General features: G+C 73.6%; 15 protein-coding genes. 11 read left to right on the top strand and 4 right to left on the bottom strand.

Annotated features, from left to right (window positions below):
- Nucleotides 1-12 precede the first annotated feature (12 nt).
- The gene (locus N912_RS0123460; protein ID WP_084211133.1) at nt 13-1,548 is read right to left on the bottom strand and encodes a CCA tRNA nucleotidyltransferase; all 1,536 of its coding nucleotides are present in this window, start codon (nt 1,546-1,548) and stop codon (nt 13-15) included.
- 126 nt (nt 1,549-1,674) lie between these two features.
- Here N912_RS0123460 and N912_RS0123455 point away from each other — a divergent pair, with 126 nt between their 5' ends.
- From N912_RS0123455 to N912_RS0123415, 9 genes are all read left to right on the top strand, one after another.
- Entirely contained in the window at nt 1,675-2,166 is a 492-nt protein-coding gene (locus N912_RS0123455) for an NUDIX hydrolase (protein WP_028924305.1), read from the top strand.
- Entirely contained in the window at nt 2,166-5,168 is a 3,003-nt protein-coding gene (locus N912_RS63675; RefSeq protein ID WP_028924304.1) for a DUF6049 family protein, read from the top strand. Before N912_RS0123455 ends, N912_RS63675 begins: the two co-directional genes overlap by 1 nt.
- Nucleotides 5,165-6,796 (top strand): murein biosynthesis integral membrane protein MurJ, encoded by a 1,632-nt coding sequence (gene murJ / locus N912_RS54140; protein ID WP_051580675.1) that lies wholly within the window; start codon nt 5,165-5,167, stop codon nt 6,794-6,796. Before N912_RS63675 ends, murJ begins: the two co-directional genes overlap by 4 nt.
- A gap of 102 nt (nt 6,797-6,898) precedes the next feature.
- Complete coding sequence (locus N912_RS0123440) at nt 6,899-8,560, top strand: protein kinase family protein (RefSeq protein WP_028924303.1); 1,662 nt, start codon at nt 6,899-6,901, stop codon at nt 8,558-8,560.
- 139 nt (nt 8,561-8,699) lie between these two features.
- A complete protein-coding gene (gene sigM, locus N912_RS54135; protein WP_051580674.1) occupies nt 8,700-9,260 on the top strand; it encodes an RNA polymerase sigma factor SigM in 561 nt (186 codons plus the stop codon).
- On the top strand, nt 9,257-9,763 hold the full coding sequence (locus tag N912_RS60655) for a hypothetical protein (protein WP_028924302.1): 507 nt from the start codon (nt 9,257-9,259) through the stop codon (nt 9,761-9,763). The genes sigM and N912_RS60655 overlap by 4 nt, the downstream gene beginning before the upstream one ends.
- Nucleotides 9,764-9,876: 113 nt before the next feature.
- Nucleotides 9,877-10,854 (top strand): thioredoxin-disulfide reductase, encoded by a 978-nt coding sequence (gene trxB, locus N912_RS0123425; RefSeq protein ID WP_028924301.1) that lies wholly within the window; start codon nt 9,877-9,879, stop codon nt 10,852-10,854.
- The gene (gene trxA, locus N912_RS0123420; protein ID WP_342670876.1) at nt 10,851-11,213 is read left to right on the top strand and encodes a thioredoxin; all 363 of its coding nucleotides are present in this window, start codon (nt 10,851-10,853) and stop codon (nt 11,211-11,213) included. The genes trxB and trxA overlap by 4 nt, the downstream gene beginning before the upstream one ends.
- A gap of 225 nt (nt 11,214-11,438) precedes the next feature.
- Nucleotides 11,439-12,593 carry an N-acetylmuramoyl-L-alanine amidase gene (locus tag N912_RS0123415; RefSeq protein WP_028924299.1) on the top strand — a complete coding sequence of 385 codons (1,155 nt, stop codon included), beginning with the start codon at nt 11,439-11,441 and terminating at the stop codon, nt 12,591-12,593.
- A 156-nt stretch (nt 12,594-12,749) separates the two neighbouring features.
- Here the strand turns inward: N912_RS0123415 and N912_RS0123410 are convergent, their stop codons facing one another.
- Nucleotides 12,750-13,400 (bottom strand): GNAT family N-acetyltransferase, encoded by a 651-nt coding sequence (locus N912_RS0123410; RefSeq protein ID WP_028924298.1) that lies wholly within the window; start codon nt 13,398-13,400, stop codon nt 12,750-12,752.
- Between the two features lie 229 nt (nt 13,401-13,629).
- Between N912_RS0123410 and N912_RS0123405 the strand changes: the two genes are divergently transcribed.
- Nucleotides 13,630-14,967: an aminotransferase-like domain-containing protein gene (locus tag N912_RS0123405; RefSeq protein WP_245645392.1), complete on the top strand. Its 1,338-nt coding sequence runs from the start codon at nt 13,630-13,632 to the stop codon at nt 14,965-14,967.
- A 13-nt stretch (nt 14,968-14,980) separates the two neighbouring features.
- Nucleotides 14,981-15,925 (top strand): D-alanine--D-alanine ligase family protein, encoded by a 945-nt coding sequence (locus N912_RS0123400; protein WP_028924296.1) that lies wholly within the window; start codon nt 14,981-14,983, stop codon nt 15,923-15,925.
- Here N912_RS0123400 and N912_RS0123395 read toward each other — a convergent pair.
- Both N912_RS0123395 and N912_RS54125 read right to left on the bottom strand, forming a co-directional pair.
- The gene (locus tag N912_RS0123395) at nt 15,922-16,896 is read right to left on the bottom strand and encodes a ParB/RepB/Spo0J family partition protein (RefSeq protein WP_028924295.1); all 975 of its coding nucleotides are present in this window, start codon (nt 16,894-16,896) and stop codon (nt 15,922-15,924) included. The genes N912_RS0123400 and N912_RS0123395 overlap by 4 nt on opposite strands.
- Nucleotides 16,893-17,768, bottom strand: a complete 876-nt coding sequence (locus N912_RS54125; RefSeq protein WP_037066212.1) for a ParA family protein — start codon at nt 17,766-17,768, stop codon at nt 16,893-16,895. Before N912_RS54125 ends, N912_RS0123395 begins: the two co-directional genes overlap by 4 nt.
- Nucleotides 17,769-17,813: the final 45 nt, after the last annotated feature.

Genomic DNA, 17,813 nt, shown 5'->3' with positions numbered 1-17,813 from the left:
GACTCGCGGGGGTTAAAGGCCTTGGTCGGTGGCCCAGCGGCGGAGCTCGGCCACGGCGTCCTCGTGGGACATCGGTCCGCGTTCCATGCGGAGCGCGAGCAGGTGCTTGTAGGCCTTGCCGACCTGTGGGCCCGGCTTCAGGTCCAGGATCCGCATGATCTCGTTGCCGTCCAGGTCGGGCCGGATGGCGTCGAGCTCCTCCTGCTTGCGCAGCTCCGCGATCCGGTTCTCCAGCGAGTCGTAGCTGCGCTGCAGGGCGGCGGCGCGGCGGCGGTTGCGGGTGGTGCAGTCGGAGCGGACCAGCTTGTGCAGCCGCTCCAGCAGCGGGCCGGCGTCGGTCACGTACCGGCGCACCGCCGAGTCCGTCCACTCCCCGGCGCCGTAGCCGTGGAACCGCAGGTGCAGGTACACCAGCCGGGACACGTCGTCGATCACCGCCTTCGGGTACCGCAGCGCGCGCAGCCGGGCCCGGGTCATCTTGGCGCCGACCACCTCGTGGTGGTGGAAGCTGACCCGCCCGTCCGGCTCCAGCCGCCGCGTCCGAGGCTTGCCGATGTCGTGCAGCAGCGCGGCCAGCCGCAGCACCAGATCTGGACTCGCGGACTCTTCCCTCTCGATGGCTTGCTCCATGACCACCAGCGAGTGCACGTAGACGTCCTTGTGCTGCATGTGCTCGTCGGTGGCCAGCCGCATGGCCGGCACCTCGGGCAGCACGTGCTCGGCCAGACCGGTGTCCACCAGCAGCTCGATCCCCGCGCGCGGCTGCGCGCCGGTGATCAGCTTGGACAGTTCGGCCTGCACCCGCTCGGCGGTGATCCGGGTGATCTGGTCGGCCATCGCGGTCATCGCGGCGCGCACCCGGGGCGCCACCGTGAAGCCGAGCTGGGAGACGAACCGGGCCGCGCGCAGCATCCGCAGCGGGTCGTCGGCGAACGACTCCTCGGGCGTGGCCGGGGTGTCGAGGACCCGACCGGCCAGCGCCTCCAGCCCGTCGTGCGGGTCCACGAACCTGCGCCCGTCCGGGCTGGTCAGCTCGATGGCCATGGCGTTGACGGTGAAGTCGCGGCGGAGCAGGTCGCCCTCGATGGTGTCGCCGAACTCCACCTCGGGGTTGCGGCTGCGCCGGTCGTAGCGGTCCGCCCGGAACGTGGTGATCTCCAGCTGGACGCCGCCCCGGACCGCGCCGATGGTGCCGAACGCGATGCCGGTGTCCCACTGCTGGCCGGCCCAGCCGGTGAGCAGCCGACGCACCGCGTCCGGGCGCGCGTCGGTGGCGAAGTCCAGGTCGGCGGTGTCGGCGAGGCGGCCCAACAGTGCGTCCCGAACGCTGCCGCCCACCAGGTACAGCCGGTGCCCGGCGGCGCGGAAGCGCTCGGCCAGCTCGTCGGCCAGCGGCGCCACCCTGAGCAACTCCACCACCGCATTCTGCCGCGCCCTGGCCAGGCGGCGGGTGTGGTGCACGGGCCGCGCGTGGGCGCCGAGTGATGAGCCGGTGGTAGACGGGCTGGCGGAAGCAGGCACGGCGGGCCAGTCTAGGCGTAACCTCATGGCAACCAAACTCAGTTGCCGATCATCGCGGCGAGCGGCAGGCCCCGCGATGCGAGCAGCGCTGACCCGCTCACCCGTTGGCTCACGCAACGAACGAGAAGTGAACGACGTCGTTACCATCTCGGCATGTCCCCTTCCCGCGGTCGCTCGGATGGGCGCCGCGGTCGTGGCCCCGAGCGGCGCCGGCGGTTGCGTACCGTCGACGAGACGTCCGCGGGAGGACTGGTGGTGGACCACGCGTTGTCGCTGGCCGCGCTGATCGGCCGGCTGGACCGGCGCGGGCGGTTGCTCTGGTCGCTGCCGAAGGGCCACATAGAGCCCGGCGAAACGCCCGAACAGGCAGCAATACGCGAGGTGCACGAGGAAACGGGCATCATCGGTCGTGTGTTGGCGCCGCTGGGCACCATCGACTTCTGGTTCGTGGCCGAAGACCGTAGGGTGCACAAAACCGTGCACCACTTCCTGCTGCGCGCCACCGGCGGTGAGCTGTCCGACACCGACGTGGAGGTCACGGAGGTGGCCTGGGTGCCGCTGGACGAGCTCGAGCGCAGGCTCGCCTATGCCGACGAACGGCGGCTCGTGCGCCGGGCCACCGCCCTGCTGGAGGAATCGGCGTGATGCCGGGCCGGCGCCGGCCCGCGGCCACCGTGGCCGCGCTGGCCGTGCTCACGCTCGGCCTGGTGGCGTTGCTCATCGGCCCGTTCGCCTCCCTGGCCACCGCATTCGCCACCCCCGCCCCCGCCGCGGCGGGTCCGGCAGTCGTTCCGGAAGCACCGCCCCCCGCGAACGGACCCCGGATCGAGCTGCGGGTGGGCGCGATGACCCCGAGGGTGGTCACCTCGGCCGGACCGTCGACGCTGATCGTGACCGGCGAGGTGGTCAACACCGGCAGCGAGACGGTGCGCCAGGTGCAGATCCGGGCCCAGCGCGGCGACCGGCTGCGCACCGAGGGCGACATCCGCACCGCGCTGGCCGGCAACGCCGCCGACGACGCGGTCACCCCGGCGTTCGCGGACGTGACCGACAAGCTCGCCCCCGGCCAGCGGCACCCGGTCCAGCTCACGATGCCACTGCGAGGCTCCACCGGCGGTTCGCTGGCGCTGCAGCGATCCGGGGTGTACGAGCTGCTGATCAACGTCAACGGGACGCCGGAGGACGGCTCCCAGATCCGGCTGGCCGGCCTGCGGATGCTGTTGCCGGTGCTCGGGGTGCCGGCCGCCGCGGGGCGGGCTCCGGAGGCCACCGAGACGACCGGCGCCGCCACCCCGGTCACCGTGGTCTACCCGCTGGCCGACCAGCCGCACCGGCTGCCGACCGGCCCCGGCGAGGCGGTGGTGCTCGGGGACGACACGCTGGCCACCTCGCTGGCCCAGGGCGGGCGGCTGGACGGCCTGCTCGGCGCGCTGGAGACCGCCGCGCCGGCCGGCTCCCCGATGCGCGACGCGATCTGCCTCGGCGTCGATCCCGACCTGTTGCGCACCGTGGCCGACATGAGCGGCGGCTACCGGGTGCGGGCCGCGGACGGCAAGGAGACCGAGGGCAAGGGCGTCAACGCGGCCGCCCAGTGGCTCGGCCGGGTGCGCGCGCTGGCCGCCGGCCGCTGCGTGGTGCCGCTGCCGTACGCGGACGCCGACCTGGTCGCGCTGTCCCGGGCCGGGCTGGACGACCTGGCCCGGTACGCGGTCAAGGACGGCGCCCGGATCGCCGGCGAGATCCTGCGCACCCCGGTGCGGACGGACACCTCCTGGCCGGCGGACGGGCTGCTGGACGAGCGCTCGCTGGCCGGCTACGCCGCCGAGGGCGGCCGCGCGGTGGTGCTGTCCTCGGACGCGGTGGCGGTGAGCGGGCGCTCCGGGCGGAGCACCACCGGCGGCACCGTGCGGGTGGCCGGCGCGGCGGCGAACGGGGTGACCGGGCTGCTGGCCGACCCGCTGGTCACCCAGGCGGCGGAGGGCAGCGACCGGGACGCCGGCGGGCTGTTCTCCACCGAGCTGGGCTCCGGCAGCTCGGGGCGACGCGGCTTCGGCGCGCTGACCAGCGGGATCACCAGCACCAGCCCGGCGGGCAGCGGCGTCACGCTGTCCGCCCAGGACGCGATCGGGGCCGTCGGCTTCCGGGCGCTCAACGCGTCGGCGTCCTCCGCTCCGCTGCTGGTGGCCCCGCCGCACCGGTGGAACACCACCGGCGCCGACGCCCGCGAGCTGCTCGAAGGCATCGGCGCGCTGGTCACCGCCGGCCGGCTCACCCCGACCCGGCTGCCCGAGGGCTCCGACACCGCGACGAGCACCCCGAGCGCGAGCCTGGTGTACTCGCTGAAGGCCGGCGCGCGCGAGGTCCCCGGCACCGTCACCGCCCGGCTGCGCACCGACCGCAACATGGCCAACGACCTGCGCACCGCCGCCGAGCCGGCGCCCACCGTGGGCGCCACCCCCGCGCAGGTGTTCGACCCGGTGACCGAGGGCCTGCTGCGCGCCGGGTCGGCGTCCTGGCGCGGCCAGCCCGACCTGGCCACCCTGGCCACCAAGGTGATCACCGATCGGGTGCTGCTGCTGCGCTCGCTGGTCCGGGTGCTGGAGCCGCCCGGCCCCTACTCGCTGGGCGGCGAGGAGGCGCCGCTGCCGATCACCCTGGCCAACGGGCTGCCGGTGGAGATGCGGGTGCGGCTCGCGCTGTCCGACACCCCGGGCCTGCGCACCGAGAAGATCGGCGAGGTCCGCATCCCGCCGCTGGGCCGTTCGCAGCTGCGAGTGAACGCCCAACTGACCCGGTCCGGCCAGTTCAGCGTGGAGGCCGGGCTGACCACGGCGAGCGGCGCGCCACTCGGGGTACCCAGCCGGTTGCTACTGCGTTCCACCGCCTACGGCACCATCACGCTGTGGTTGACGGGTACGGCCGGGGTGCTCCTGGTGATCCTCGCGGTGCGGCGGATCGTCAGGCGACTGCGCGGTGGACGCGGTGGACGCGGCGAACCGGCGGGCCGGCACGCCGGGAGCCAGCCGACCCCGGCGGGTGGGCCGGACGAGGAACCGGAGCCGGACCAGCCCGCACCGGCGGCGAGCCGGCCGGAACCGATCTCGGCCCTCGCCCCGGCGACGACGCCCGACCCGGCAACGGCTCCGGTCCCGACGACACGGGTCCCGACGACACGGGCACCGGCCGGCCCCGCTTCGGCGCGGCCGCCGGCCAACCCCTCGGCCAACCCACCGGCCAGCCCGGTGGCCGCCCCGCTGGGTGGCCCGGCGCGCTACCCGAGTCAGCCCGACGGCGAACCGCGCACCCCGGCGACCGCGCACGGATCGCCGGTCACGCGGCTCGGATCCACGGCGGCGCCCTCGGGCGGGATGCCGGTGAGCCCGGCGCCCCCGGTCCCGCCGGTGGACCAGCCGACCCGCCGCGTCGCCCCCGGCCGCCAGGGCCCGCCCCCGGCCGCTCCGGCGCGCCGGAGCCGTCCCGCCGGCCTGCCCCCGGGCACCCCGGGCGTGCCGCCGATGCCCCCCGGACCACCCCCGAACCCGAACGCGAACGCCCCGAACCCGAACGGGAACGCCCCGGAGCCGCCACCGGGCGCCCCGGCGACGCCGCCGCGACGGCCACGCCCACCGAGGACGCCCCGACGGTGAGCACCTCCACCTCGACCCCCACGCCCGCCCGAGGGCCCTCGCTGCTCCGGGACAGCGGCTCCATGGCGCTGGCCAGCCTGGTCAGCCGGGTCACCGGGTTCGCCCGCCAGCTGGCGCTGGTCGCCGCGCTCGGGCTGTTGATCGTCAATGACTCGTACACGGTGGCGAACACGCTGCCCAACATCGTCTACGAGCTGCTCCTCGGCGGCGTGCTGACCAGCGTGATGGTGCCGCTGCTGGTGCGCGCGCAGGCCGAGGACCCGGACGGCGGCGAGGAGTACACCCAGAAGCTGCTCACGGTGGCCACCGCGGCGCTGGTGCTGGCCACCGTGCTCGCCATGCTGGCCGCCCCGCTGCTCACCTACCTCTACCTGGGCAACGACGACGACAGCGCGGCCAACCCCGAGCTGGCCACCGCGTTCGCGCTGCTGCTGCTGCCCGAGATCGTGTTCTACGGGCTGGGCGCGCTGTTCGGCGCGATCCTGAACACCAAGGGCGTGTTCGGCCCGTTCGCCTGGGCGCCGGTGCTGAACAACCTGGTGATGCTCGGCGTGCTCGGCCTCTACATGGGCCTGCCGGGCGAGGTCAGCCTCGACCCGGTGAGCATCACCGAGCCGAAGGTGCTGCTGCTCGGCCTCGGCACCACGCTGGGCATCGTCGTCCAGGCGCTGGTGCTGCTGCCCGCCATGCGCCGGGTCGGGATCCGCTGGCGGCCGCGCTGGGGCTGGGACCACCGGCTCACCGAGGCCGGCGGGCTGGCCCTGTGGGTGATCGGCTACGTGCTGGTCGGGCAGGCCGGCTACATCGTGACCACCCGGGTCGCGGCGGCGGCCAACCCCGGCAGCGTGGCCACGTACACGAACGCCTGGCTGCTGCTGCAGGTGCCGTACGGGGTGCTCGGCGTCTCCCTGCTCACCGCGCTGCTGCCCCGGATGAGCCGCTCCGCCGCCGACGGCGACACCCCCGGGGTGATCAACGACCTGTCCGTGGGCAGCCGCTACTCGACGATCGCGCTGGTCCCGATCACCGTGCTGATCACCATCTTCGGCGGCTCGATCGGGGTCGCGCTGTTCAGCGTGGGCCGCAGCAGCGAGGCCGGCGCCGCCCGCCTCGGCGAGACGCTCGCGGTGTCCGCGTTCGGGCTGCTCCCGTTCGCGCTGACCATGCTGCAGCTGCGGGTGTTCTACGCGATGAAGGACGCCCGCACGCCCACCCTGATCCAGCTCATCTCCGTGCTGGCCAAGGTCCCGATGCTGCTGGCCTGCCCGATGTTCCTGCCCTCGGACCAGGTGGTGCTCGGGCTGGCGGCCGCGAACAGCCTCTCGTTCGTGATCGGCGCCGTGGTCGGCCAGGTCTGGCTGCGGATCCGGCTGGGTCCGCTGGACACCTGGGCGGCGGTGGTGACCTTCGTCAAGACCGCGATCGCCTCGTCACTCGGTGGAGTGGCCGCGGTGGCCCTGATCCACTGGGTGGTGGTCCCGCTGGCCGGTCGGCGTGGCGCGGTGGCGCAGGCCTGGATCGAGCTCGGAGTGGGCACGGTAACCGCGCTGGTCATCACCGTGGCGGCGATGCGGCTGGTCCGGCTGGCCGAGCTCGGACCGTTCTGGCGACGGCTGACCCGTAGGTGACGCACCCGCTTGCGGTGCGGCCATAATCAGACGCTCGCGGGGCCTTCTGCCGTAGTCTTGGCCCCGGGGTTGGGAGTCTCCGGCCGGCCGAGGGGGTCACATGTGAGCGGGCACACCGGGCAACGCTCCGCCGCCGAGTCGGGGGACTCGGCGCCCGCCGATCCACCCCCGCCGGGCGCGGTCACCCCCGCTCCCTCGGTACCCGCCCCTCGGCCCAGCGGCACGGTCATTGCCGAGCGCTACCAACTCCTGGCCCAGGTCGGCTCCGACGACTCCGTCAACGCCGCGTTCTGGCGGGCCAGGGACACCATCCTGGCCCGTGACGTGGCGCTGACCCTGCTGCAGGCCACCGGCGACGACGGCGAGGCCGAGCGCGCCGCCGAGATGATCACCAAGGCGCTGCGCTGGGGAAAGTTCGAACACCCCGGCTGCGCGCGGCTGCTCGACGTGATGCCGGGCGGCCACCACGGGCTGCCCGAGGACGTGCTCGGGCTTGCGGTCACCGAGTGGGTGCCGGGGCGCAGCCTGGCCGAGACGGTGCGCGCCTGGCCGCTGCGCACCGCCACCCTGCTCGGCATGCTCGACCCGCTGGCCAAGGGCGCCGAGGCGGCGCACAGGCAGGGGCTGGTGCTGGGCTGCGCGCACCCGCAGCGGATCCGGATCACCCCGGACGGCTCGGCCCGGCTGGCGTTCGCGCTCCCGCACCCCGACGCCACCCCCGCCGACGACGTGCGCGGGCTCGGGGCGGTGCTCTACACGCTGCTCACCGGGCACTGGCCGCTGTCGAACAGCGAGGCCGAGCTGGCCGGCCTGCCGCCGGCTCCGAGGGACGTGCAGGGCGTGGTGGTGCCGCCGGGGCTGGTCCGGCCCGGCGTGTCGGTGGAGGTGTCCGCGCTGGCCCTGGGCGCGCTCGGGGCCGGGGCCTCGCACGGGCGGGTGCACACCGCCGCCGGCGTGCACAAGGTCGTCGCCGAGCTGATGGACAGCGAGCAGGAGGTCGCGCTGCTGCCGCCGCCGGACGACGGCACGCCGGCCGCCGCCGACGAGGTCTGGAAGACGTCCACGATGCCGCCCACGGTGGACCCGGAGCGCAGGCGCAAGCTCTCGCTGGCCCTCGGCGGGCTCGGGGTGCTCCTGCTCGGGGTGCTCGGATACCTGGGCGTCCAGGTCGGCTCGCTGCTCGGCGTGACGCCGCCCTCGGCGCCCCGGATCATCGTCGCCGGCCCCCAGGCGCCCGCACCGGCGGCCGAGACCCCGCCCGCGCCCGGCGCCCCCGCCGCGCCGCCGCCCGCGCCGGCCCTGCCGCCCGACCCCGGCCGGGAAGCGGTGGTCCACCCCGCCTCGGTCCGGGTGTTCGACCCGACCGGCGACCCGGACAACTCCGGCCGCATCTCCCGCCTGGTCGACGACGACCCCAGGTCGAGCTGGAGCACCTACATCTACAAGCGGCCGTTCCCCGCGCTCAAGCCCGGCGTCGGCGTGATGGTGTCGTTCGCCTCCCCGGTGCAGCTGTCCAGGCTGACCATCGCGTCACCGAGCACCGGCAGCCGGATCGAGATCCGCTCCGCGCCCGCCCCCGACGCCACCTTCGCCCAGACCATCCAGATCGGCGAGACCACCGTCAACTCCGGCACCGCCGACGTCCCCCTGACCGGCAGCCAGCCCGTCCAGAACGTCCTGGTCTGGATCACCAAGCTCGGCGGCGGAGGCGACCAGAACGTCACCGAGATCGGCGACCTCCGCTTCGAGCGCGTCACCGGCTAAAAAACCGCCCGCGAGTCGGGATATTTGTCAGGGCGAGTCGGGATTTTCGTCAGGCCGGCGGACCGCGCCGCTGTGCGATCGCGAACGACTAGCGCCGAACCGCCCCGCCCGGCGGGCCGGCGACCCTAGCCTCCGGCGCATGATCCGGTCGGACGCCGAGCTGCTGCGCGCGCACCTCGACGGCGACCGGCGGGCGTTCGGCGAGCTGGTCGACCGGCACTCCTCGTACCTGTGGACGGTCGCCCGCCGAAGCCTGGACAGCCGGGAGGACGCCGCCGAGGCCGTCCAGGACGCGCTGCTGCGGGCGCACCAGCGCGCGGCGGGCTACCGGGGCGAGGCGACCGTGCGCTCCTGGCTGGTCCGGATCGTCGTCAACGCCTGCCTGGACAGGCACCGCCGCAACCAGGCTCGCCCCGCCGTCCCGGTCGGTGGCACGGAGTTCGAGACGCTGCCCGCGCCCAGGGACCCGATTGCGGACCACGAGCTGCACCTGGTCGTCCAGCGCGCGCTCGCCGAGTTGCCCGTCGAACAGCGGATGGTGATCGTGCTGGTTGACCTGCTGGGGTACCCGGTCGGCGAGGTGGCGGACATGCTGGAGATCGCGCCCGGGACGGTGAAGAGCCGGGGCGCGCGCGGCCGGGCCCGGCTCGCCGAGCTGCTCCGCCCCGGCGCCCGCGAGACCGTCGGGGAGGCGCGGTGAACGAGCACACCGACCTGCGCGCCACCCTGGCCGCCATGCCCCTGCTCGAACCCCCCGCCGACGTGGTCAAGGACTGGCATGCGGCGCTCGACCGGCTTCCTCCGCCCGCCACCGCGACCCGACGCGGGGGCCGTCGTCCCGTGCTCGCGGCCGCGCTGCTGGCCGCCGCTGCCGTCATCGCGCTGGTCTCGCTGTCCGGACTGGCGCGGCCGGCCACCGGCGCGGCCCCACTGAGCCTGAGCAGATCCGACCTGCCGAGCGCCGTCGCCGGCCTGCGCGCCGAGGCCCCAGGGGCACCGTTCGACGACCCGGGACGGCTGAACGCCTGCCTGGCCCGGCTTGGCGCCCCCGGTGCCGTCGTGCTCGGATCCCGGTCGGTCAGGCTGGACGGCGAGCCCGGCGTGCTGCTCGCGCTGGCCACCCCCACCCCCGGCCGGCTTCGCGCGCTGGTCGTCACGCCCGACTGCGCCACCGTTCTGGACGACCGCCCGGTCGGGCGCTGAGCCCGGAGCGTCCTGCGTCACCTGCGGGAATGCCGCCTCCTAGGATCGTGTTGAACGGCGTGCACGACTTGCCGCCCGGTACCGAGGCGGCCGGAGACGAAACGGACGGTTTGATGACTGGCGACGTGCGTGACCTGGTGATCATCGGATCGGGGCCGGCCGGCTACACAGCGGCCGTCTACGCGGCACGCGCCCAGCTCGAACCGCTGGTGTTCGAGGGCAGCCAGTTCGGCGGCGCGCTGATGACGACCACCGAGGTGGAGAACTACCCCGGGTTCGCCGACGCGATCATGGGCCCGGACCTGATGGAGCAGATGCGCCAGCAGGCCAAGCGGTTCGGCGCCGAGCTGCGCGCCGAGGACGTGGAGTCCGTGGACCTGGCCGGCGAGGTCAAGACGGTCACCGCGAACGGGCGCACCTACCGGGCCAGGGCGGTCATCCTGGCCATGGGCGCGGCCGCGCGCTACCTGGACGTGCCCGGCGAGCAGGAGCTGCTCGGGCGCGGAGTCAGCTCCTGCGCCACCTGCGACGGCTTCTTCTTCCGGGACCAGGACATCGCGGTGGTCGGCGGCGGCGACTCGGCGATGGAGGAGGCCACCTTCCTCACCCGGTTCGCCCGTACCGTCACGATCGTGCACCGGCGCGACGAGTTCCGCGCCTCGAAGATCATGCTGGAGCGGGCCAAGAACGACCCGAAGATCCGCTGGCGGACCAACGCGGTGGTGGAGCGGGTGCTTGGCGAGGGCAGTGTGTCCGGCCTGGCGCTGCGCGACACCCGCACCGGCGAGGAGTCCACGCTGGACGTGACCGCCATGTTCGTGGCCATCGGGCACGACCCGCGCAGCGACCTGGTCCGCGACGTGCTGGACACCGACGAGAACGGGTACCTGAAGGTCAAGGCGCCCAGCACGTACACCCAGATCCCGGGCGTGTTCGCCGCCGGCGACCTGGTGGACCACACCTACCGCCAGGCGGTCACCGCCGCCGGCTCGGGCTGCTCCGCGGCGATCGACGCCGAGCGCTGGCTGGCCGAGCAGCCGGTGCCCTCGGAGTTCGTCGGCGGCGGCTACGCCGCGAGCACCGCCCACTGAAACGTCAACAAGCGAAAACCGTAAGGAGCGCACGCATGGCCAACACCGTGACAGTAACCGACAAGTCGTTCGCCGAGGACGTGCTGAACAGCGACAAGACAGTGCTGGTGGACTTCTGGGCGACCTGGTGCGGGCCGTGCAAGATGGTCGCCCCGGTGCTCGACGAGATCGCCGGCGACCACCCGGAGAAGATCACCGTCGCCAAGCTGGACGTCGACGCCAACCCGAGCACCGCCCGGGACTACCAGGTGCTGTCCATCCCGACGATGATCGTGTTCCAGGGCGGCAAGCCGGTCAAGCAGATCGTCGGCGCCAAGCCCAAGGCCGCGCTGCTCAACGACCTGGCCGACTACCTGTAAGCCGCGACCGCAACCGCCGGGCCGACCCTGGGTTGGCCCGGCGTTCGCGTGTCACAGGCGTGACACGTCCGGGTCACGAAAGGTTTGGACTAGCCCGTCCGGGCGCACTCCTCGGACATGTCGGGGGCACCGTCTGTGTCACCAGGCCCGCCAGGGCACAATAAACCCGGCCCGGGGACCGGCGCCGTGTTACGGCGCGCGGAACATAGAGCGAGCGAGGGGTGCATGCAGCCATTGCGCACGGGGGACAGCGGTCCGGCCGTCGCCGAGGTGCGCTCCGCGTTACGTGAGTTCGGGCTGTTGCCCGCGCTCGCTCCCGGAGCGGTCGGCACGGCCGACGACACCTACGACGCCGCCGTCGAGCGCGCCGTACGAGCCTTCCAGCAACGCCGAGGCCTGATCACCGACGGCATCGTCGGCCCGGCCACCTATCGCGCGCTGCGGGAGGCCAGGTGGTCGCTGGGCGACCGGATGCTCGGGCTGCTCATCTCCGCGCCGATGTCCGGGGACGACGTGTTCGCCCTGCAGGAGCGGCTGCTCGAGCTCGGCTTCGACACTGGCCGGCCGGCGGGCGTGTTCGACGCGCAGACCGAGAAGGCGCTGCGGGCGTTCCAGCGCGAGTACGGGCTGAACCAGGACGGCATCTGCGGGCCGGCCACCCTGCGCGCCCTGCGCCAACTGGGCCGGAAGGTGACCGGCGGGCGCCCCGGGCTGCTGCGCGAGCAGGAGCGGGTGCGCAGGGCCGGGCCCCGGCTGCGCGGCAAGCGGATCGTGATCGACCCCGGGCACGGCGGCCCGGACCGGGGCGTGACGGTGGCCGGCGTGGCCGAGGCGGACCTGATGTGGGACCTGGCCCGCCGCCTGGAGGGCCGGATGGCGGCCACCGGCATGGAGGCGCTGCTGTCCCGTGGCGAGAACTCCTGCCCGCCGGAGCCCGAGCGCGCCGCGTTCGCCAACGCCGCCGGCGCCGACCTGGTGCTCTCGCTGCACACCGACGCGAACCGGAGCATGCACGCGCAGGGCCTGGCCACCTTCCACTTCGGCAACGGCAACGGTTCGACGTCCACCGTCGGCGAGGCGCTGGCCGGCCTGATCCACCGCGAGCTGCTCTACCGCACGCGGATGCTGGACTGCGGCATCCAGCCGCGCACCTGGGAGATGCTGCGGCTGACCCGGATGCCGGCGGTGCGCATCGAGGTCGGTTACCTGACCCACCTCGGCGACAGGCGCAAGCTCCTGGACCCCGTGTTCCGCGACGTGGTCGCCGAAGGCATCCTGGTCGCCGTCAAACGCCTCTACCTCCTGGGCCAGAACGACCAGCCCACCGGCACGTTCACCTTCCAGGACGTCCTAGCCCACGAACTAGCCCGCGCCGAGTAACCCCCCACCCCGCCCGCGCGCCGTACCCGCGAGTCGCGGATTCTGTCAGGGTGAGTCGGGAGATCTGGTAGGGCCGATCGGGTGAGCGGCGCCCGTGCGCCCGGTCTGTCAGAATCCGCGACTCACCCTGACAAATATCCCGACTCGCGGAGGGGTTTACGGGCGGACGGGGGCTTCGAGGGCGGGGGCGCGGACGGTGCCCTGGGCCGGGATGGTGATCTCGGTGAGGAGGCGTTCCAGGGCGGCCTCGACGTCTTCTTTCCAGGACAGCTCGCTGCGGAGTTCCAGGCGGAGCCTGGGCCAGCGCTGGTGGGCACGGACGGTCTTGAAGCCGACGGAGCGCAGGAAGTCGGCGGGGATCACGCAGTGCGCGTCCGGCGGGGGCGCGGCGTCGCCGAACGCCTCGATCGCCTTCACGCCGCGCCGGGTGAGGTCCCTGGCCACCGCCTGCACCAGCATCCGGCCGATGCCGCCACCGCTGCGCTCCGGCAGCACCGCCAGCGCGGTGAGCAGCACGGCGTCGTGGCTGACCGGGCCGGTGGGGAACGCCTCGGACCTGGGCACGGCGGCTGGCGGGGCGTAGAGCGCGTACCCGGCCGGGATCCGGTCCACGTAGACGATCTTGCCGCAGGACCCCCAGTCCAGCAGCACGCTGGACAGCCAGGCCTCCTTCTCCAGCTCGGTGTTGCCGTACTCGGTGGCCTGCTCGGCCATGTGCGGCGCGAGCTCCCAGAACACGCAGCGGCGGCAGCGCTTCGGCAACTCGTCGATGTTGTCGAGCGTGATACCGACCACAGACGTCGACACGTGCTGCAGACCTCCGCGGCGTGGGTGACCGGCCTGGACCTCGCCGGACGCCGGTGGCCAGCGCCCTTGCAATCGAGAATAGATCGATCCAGGAAGCAACCGGTAGTCATCTGTCCGCGGCCGGTCGGTGAACAGCGGCGAAAGGGTGTACGGCTTTCGCCTCCGTCGGCCCGGAGAACCGCTCGCCTACACTCACCCTGCCCCCGACCCCCAGCCCCGGAGCGTCCGCGTGCCACCGACGCCGGCCCATGAGCCCCGCCCCAGCGACCCGTCGCGACCCACGGCGGCGGCGCGGTTCGCGGCCCGTACCGAGCGGATGACCGCCTCGGAGATCCGCGCGCTGTTCGCGGTGGCCAGCCGCCCCGAGGTGGTCTCGCTGGCCGGCGGGATGCCGAACCTGGCCGCGCTGCCGCTGGACACGCTGGCCGGCCAGGTGGCCGAGATGGTCGCCCGCGACGGCCAGGTCGCGCTGCAGTACGGCTCCGCCCAGGGCGTGCCGGCGCTGCGCGAGCAGATCACCGAGGTGATGGCCGCCGAGGGCATCCGCGCGCACGCCGACGACGTGGTGGTCACCGTCGGCTCGCAGATGGCGTTGGACCTGGTCACCCGGCTGTTCTGCGACCCAGGCGACGTGGTGCTGGCCGAGGGGCCCTCCTACGTCGGCGCGCTCGGCTCGTTCTCCGCGTACCAGGCGCGGGTGGTGCACGTGGCGATGGACGCCGACGGGCTGGTGCCGGCGGCGCTGGCCGAGGCGCTGGACCGGTTGGCCGCCGCCGGCCAGCGGGCCAAGTTCCTGTACACGGTGCCGAACTTCCACAACCCGGCCGGCGTCACGCTGGCGGTCGAGCGCCGCGCGCAGATCCTGGAGCTGTGCCGGCGCCACGGCGTGCTGGTGGTGGAGGACAACCCGTACGGGCTGCTCGGCTTCGACGGCCAGACCTACCCCGCGCTGCGCTCGATGGACCCGGACAACGTGGTCTACCTCGGTTCGTTCTCCAAGACGTTCGCCTCCGGGCTGCGGGTGGGCTGGGCGCTGGCGCGGCCGACGGTGCGGGAGAAGCTGGTGCTGGCCGCCGAGTCGGCCACCCTGTGCCCGCCCACGTTCAACCAGATGATGGTGTCGAGCTACCTCAGCGGCCACGACTGGCGCGGCCAGGTCAAGTCGCTGCGCGAGATGTACCGGGACCGCCGCGACGCCATGCTGGACGCGCTGAGCGCCTACCTGCCGCCGGGATGCCGGTGGACGCACCCGGAGGGCGGCTTCTTCGTCTGGGTCACCGCCCCGGAGGGCGTGGACACCAAGGCGATGCTGCCACGCGCGGTGAACGCCCAGGTCGCGTACGTGTCCGGCACCGCGTTCTACGGCGGGTCCGGGCTCGGCGGCCGACACATGCGGCTGTCGTACTGCTACCCGACGCCGGAGCGGATCACCGAGGGCGTGCGGCGGCTGGCCGGCGTGCTCGAGGCCGAGCTGGAGGTGCTGCGGACGTTCGGCTCGCCGACCCGATCGACCACTCGGTCGGCCCCGGTGCGCGGGACGCAGACCCCGGCGCCGGACACCACGTGATGCGGCCGCGCCGGTGAGCGAGCGAACCATTGCCGTGCTGGCCGGCGGGTTGTCTCACGAGCGTGAGGTGTCGCTGCGGTCCGGGCGGCGGCTGGCGGCCGACCTGAGGGACGTCGGGGCCGTCGTGCTGGAGTGGGACGCGGACGCCACCCTGCTGGAGCGGCTGCGCACCGAGCCGCCCGAGGCCGTGGTGGTGGCGCTGCACGGCGGGCAGGGGGAGAACGGATCCATCCAGGCCGTGTTGGAGATGCTGGGTGTGCCGTTCGTGGGTACGGGGTCGCGGGCATGCCGGCTGGCCTGGGACAAGCCGATCGCCAAGGCAGAGCTGGCCCGCGCCGGGCTGGCCACCCCGGACTGGGTGGTGCTGCCGCACGCCACGTTCCGCGACCTGGGGGCACGGGCGGTGCTGGACGCCATCGTGGCCCGGCTCGGGCTGCCGCTGATGATCAAGCCTGACCAGGGCGGATCGGCGCTGGGCGCGAAGGTGGTGTACGACGCGGAGGACCTGCCGGCCGCGATGGTGGACTGCCTGGCCTACGGCAACGCGGTGCTCGCCGAGCGGTTCGTGACCGGCACCGAGGTGGCGGTCTCGGTGTGTGGATGGCCTGGGGCGCGGGCGCTGCCCGTGGTGGAGGTGTGCGGCGACGGCGGCGCGTACGACTACGTCGCGCGGTACACCCCGGGCGCGACCACGTTCCGGTGCCCGGCGCGGCTCGACGACGAGGTGCGGGCGGCGGCCGAGCGGGCGGCGCTGGATGCGCACCGGCTGCTCGGGCTGCGCGACCTGTCCAGGACGGACGCGATCATCGACCAGGACGGCACCGTCTGGGTGCTGGAGGTCAACGTCAACCCCGGGCTGACCGAGACGTCGCTGTTGCCGACCGCCGTGGCGGCCGACGGGAAGCACCTGGGCGAGCTGTTCGCCGGCCTGGTCGAAGAGGCGATCCGGCGGGGCTAGTCGTCCGGGCTCATCAGGGTGACGATGCGCTCCAGGTCGTCCAGCGAGCCGAACTCCACCACGATCTTGCCCTTGCGCTGGCCCATCTCGACCTTGACCCGGGTGTCGAACGAGTCGGACAGCCGGCCGGCGACCCGGTCCAGCTCCGGCGGCCGCTCGGTGCGCTTCTTCGCCGTCGAGCGGTTGTGCTCTGGCTCACGTTTGGCCAGGGTGACGGCCTCTTCGGTGGCGCGCACGGACATTCCCTCGGCGACCACCCTGGCCGCCAGCTCCTCCTGGCGGCCGGCGTCGTCGAGCCCGAGCAGCGCGCGGGCGTGACCGGCGGAGAGCACGCCGGCGGCCACCCTGCGCTGCACCGCGACCGGCAGCCGGAGCAGCCGGATCATGTTCGTGACCACCGGGCGGCTGCGGCCCAGGCGGTCGGCCAGCTGGTCGTGGGTGACGCCGAACTCGGCGAGCAGCTGCTCGTAGGCGGCGGCCTCCTCCAGCGGGTTGAGCTGGACGCGGTGGATGTTCTCCAGCAGCGCGTCGCGCAGCAGGGCGTCGTCCTCAGTCTGCCGGACGATGGCCGGCAGCGTGTCCAGCCCGGCCTCCTGGGCGGCCCGCCAGCGCCGCTCGCCCATGATGAGCTGATAGCGATCCGGCCCGACCTCGCGGACCACGATCGGCTGCAGCAGGCCGAACTCCTTGATGGAGTGCGAGAGCTCGGCGAGCGCCTCCTCGTCGAACTGCCGGCGGGGCTGCTGCGGGTTGGGCCCGATGGAGGCGGTGGCCAGCTCGCGATAGCTGGCCCCCGCGACCATGCCGGTGATCTGCTCGGCCTCGCCGTCCGCTGTCCCGTCGGCCGGGGCCCTCCTCGGCGCCGTGGCCACCCTGATCGGCTGGGCCGCCGCGCCGGGCGCACCGTCCTCCGGCCCGGTGGGGATCAGTGCCGCCAGGCCTCGCCCTAGTCCACCCTTGCGCGTGTTCACCTTCTGGACTCCACCCGCCGCTGGTCCTCCACGATCTCCTTGGCCGCGTCCAGGTACGACATCGCGCCGCGCGACCCTGGGTCGTAGGCGAGAATCGTCTGCCCGAACCCGGGCGCCTCGGACACCTTGACGCTGCGCGGGATGACCGTGCGCAGCACCCGTTCGCCGAAGTGCTGGCGCACCTCGCTGGTCACCTGGTCGGCGAGCTTGGTCCGGCCGTCGTACATGGTGAGCAGGATGGTGGACACGTGCAGCCGGGGGTTCAGGTGGGCGCGGACCAGCTCGATGTTGTTCAGCAGCTGCCCGAGCCCCTCCAGCGCGTAGTACTCGCACTGGATCGGGATCAGCACCTCTTCGGCGGCCACGAGCGCGTTGACGGTGAGCAGCCCGAGCGACGGCGGGCAGTCGACCAGCACGTAGTCCAGGTCCATCGAGTCGAGCACCTGATGGCTCAGCGCCTGCTGCAGCCGCTGCTCCCTGGCGACCATGCTCACCAGCTCGATCTCCGCACCGGCCAGGTCGATGGTGGCCGGCACGCAGAGCAGGTCGGGAGACTGGGTGCTGGGCACGGCGGCGTCGGTCAGGCCGATCTCGCCGAGCAGGCACTCGTACACCGACGCGGTTCCACTGGTGTGCTCGACGGCCAGCGCCGTGCTGGCGTTGCCCTGGGGGTCCAGATCGACGACCAGCACGCGCATGCCGTACGAGGTGAGCGCGGCGGCCAGGTTCACCGCGCTGGTGGTCTTGCCGACGCCGCCCTTCTGGTTGGCGATCGTCATGATCCGACACTGCGCTGGCCTGGGCATGCCCTGACCGCTCGGGTGCAGCACCCGAGCGGCCCGCTCGGCCTCCTCAGCGATGGGAGTCCACATCCGCTCCTCCGATTGCGTGGGGACCGGTGCGCCCGCGCTGTGCCG

It is taken from the genome of Actinospineispora acaciae DSM 45401 (assembly GCF_000620785.1).
GTDB classification, from domain to species: domain Bacteria; phylum Actinomycetota; class Actinomycetes; order Mycobacteriales; family Pseudonocardiaceae; genus Pseudonocardia; species Pseudonocardia acaciae.
This window is presented reverse-complemented; position numbering and strand designations above follow the sequence as displayed.

Bases quoted from the DNA above. Each gene is read 5' to 3' on its own strand.
- trxB (WP_028924301.1), top strand. From the start codon at position 9,877: ATGACTGGCGACGTGCGTGACCTGGTGATCATCGGATCGGGGCCGGCC.
- N912_RS0123455 (WP_028924305.1), top strand. From the start codon at position 1,675: ATGTCCCCTTCCCGCGGTCGCTCGGATGGGCGCCGCGGTCGTGGCCCC.
- N912_RS63675 (WP_028924304.1), top strand. From the start codon at position 2,166: ATGCCGGGCCGGCGCCGGCCCGCGGCCACCGTGGCCGCGCTGGCCGTG.
- N912_RS0123460 (WP_084211133.1), bottom strand. From the start codon at position 1,548: ATGAGGTTACGCCTAGACTGGCCCGCCGTGCCTGCTTCCGCCAGCCCG.
- N912_RS54125 (WP_037066212.1), bottom strand. From the start codon at position 17,768: ATGTGGACTCCCATCGCTGAGGAGGCCGAGCGGGCCGCTCGGGTGCTG.
- N912_RS0123415 (WP_028924299.1), top strand. From the start codon at position 11,439: ATGCAGCCATTGCGCACGGGGGACAGCGGTCCGGCCGTCGCCGAGGTG.
- sigM (WP_051580674.1), top strand. From the start codon at position 8,700: ATGATCCGGTCGGACGCCGAGCTGCTGCGCGCGCACCTCGACGGCGAC.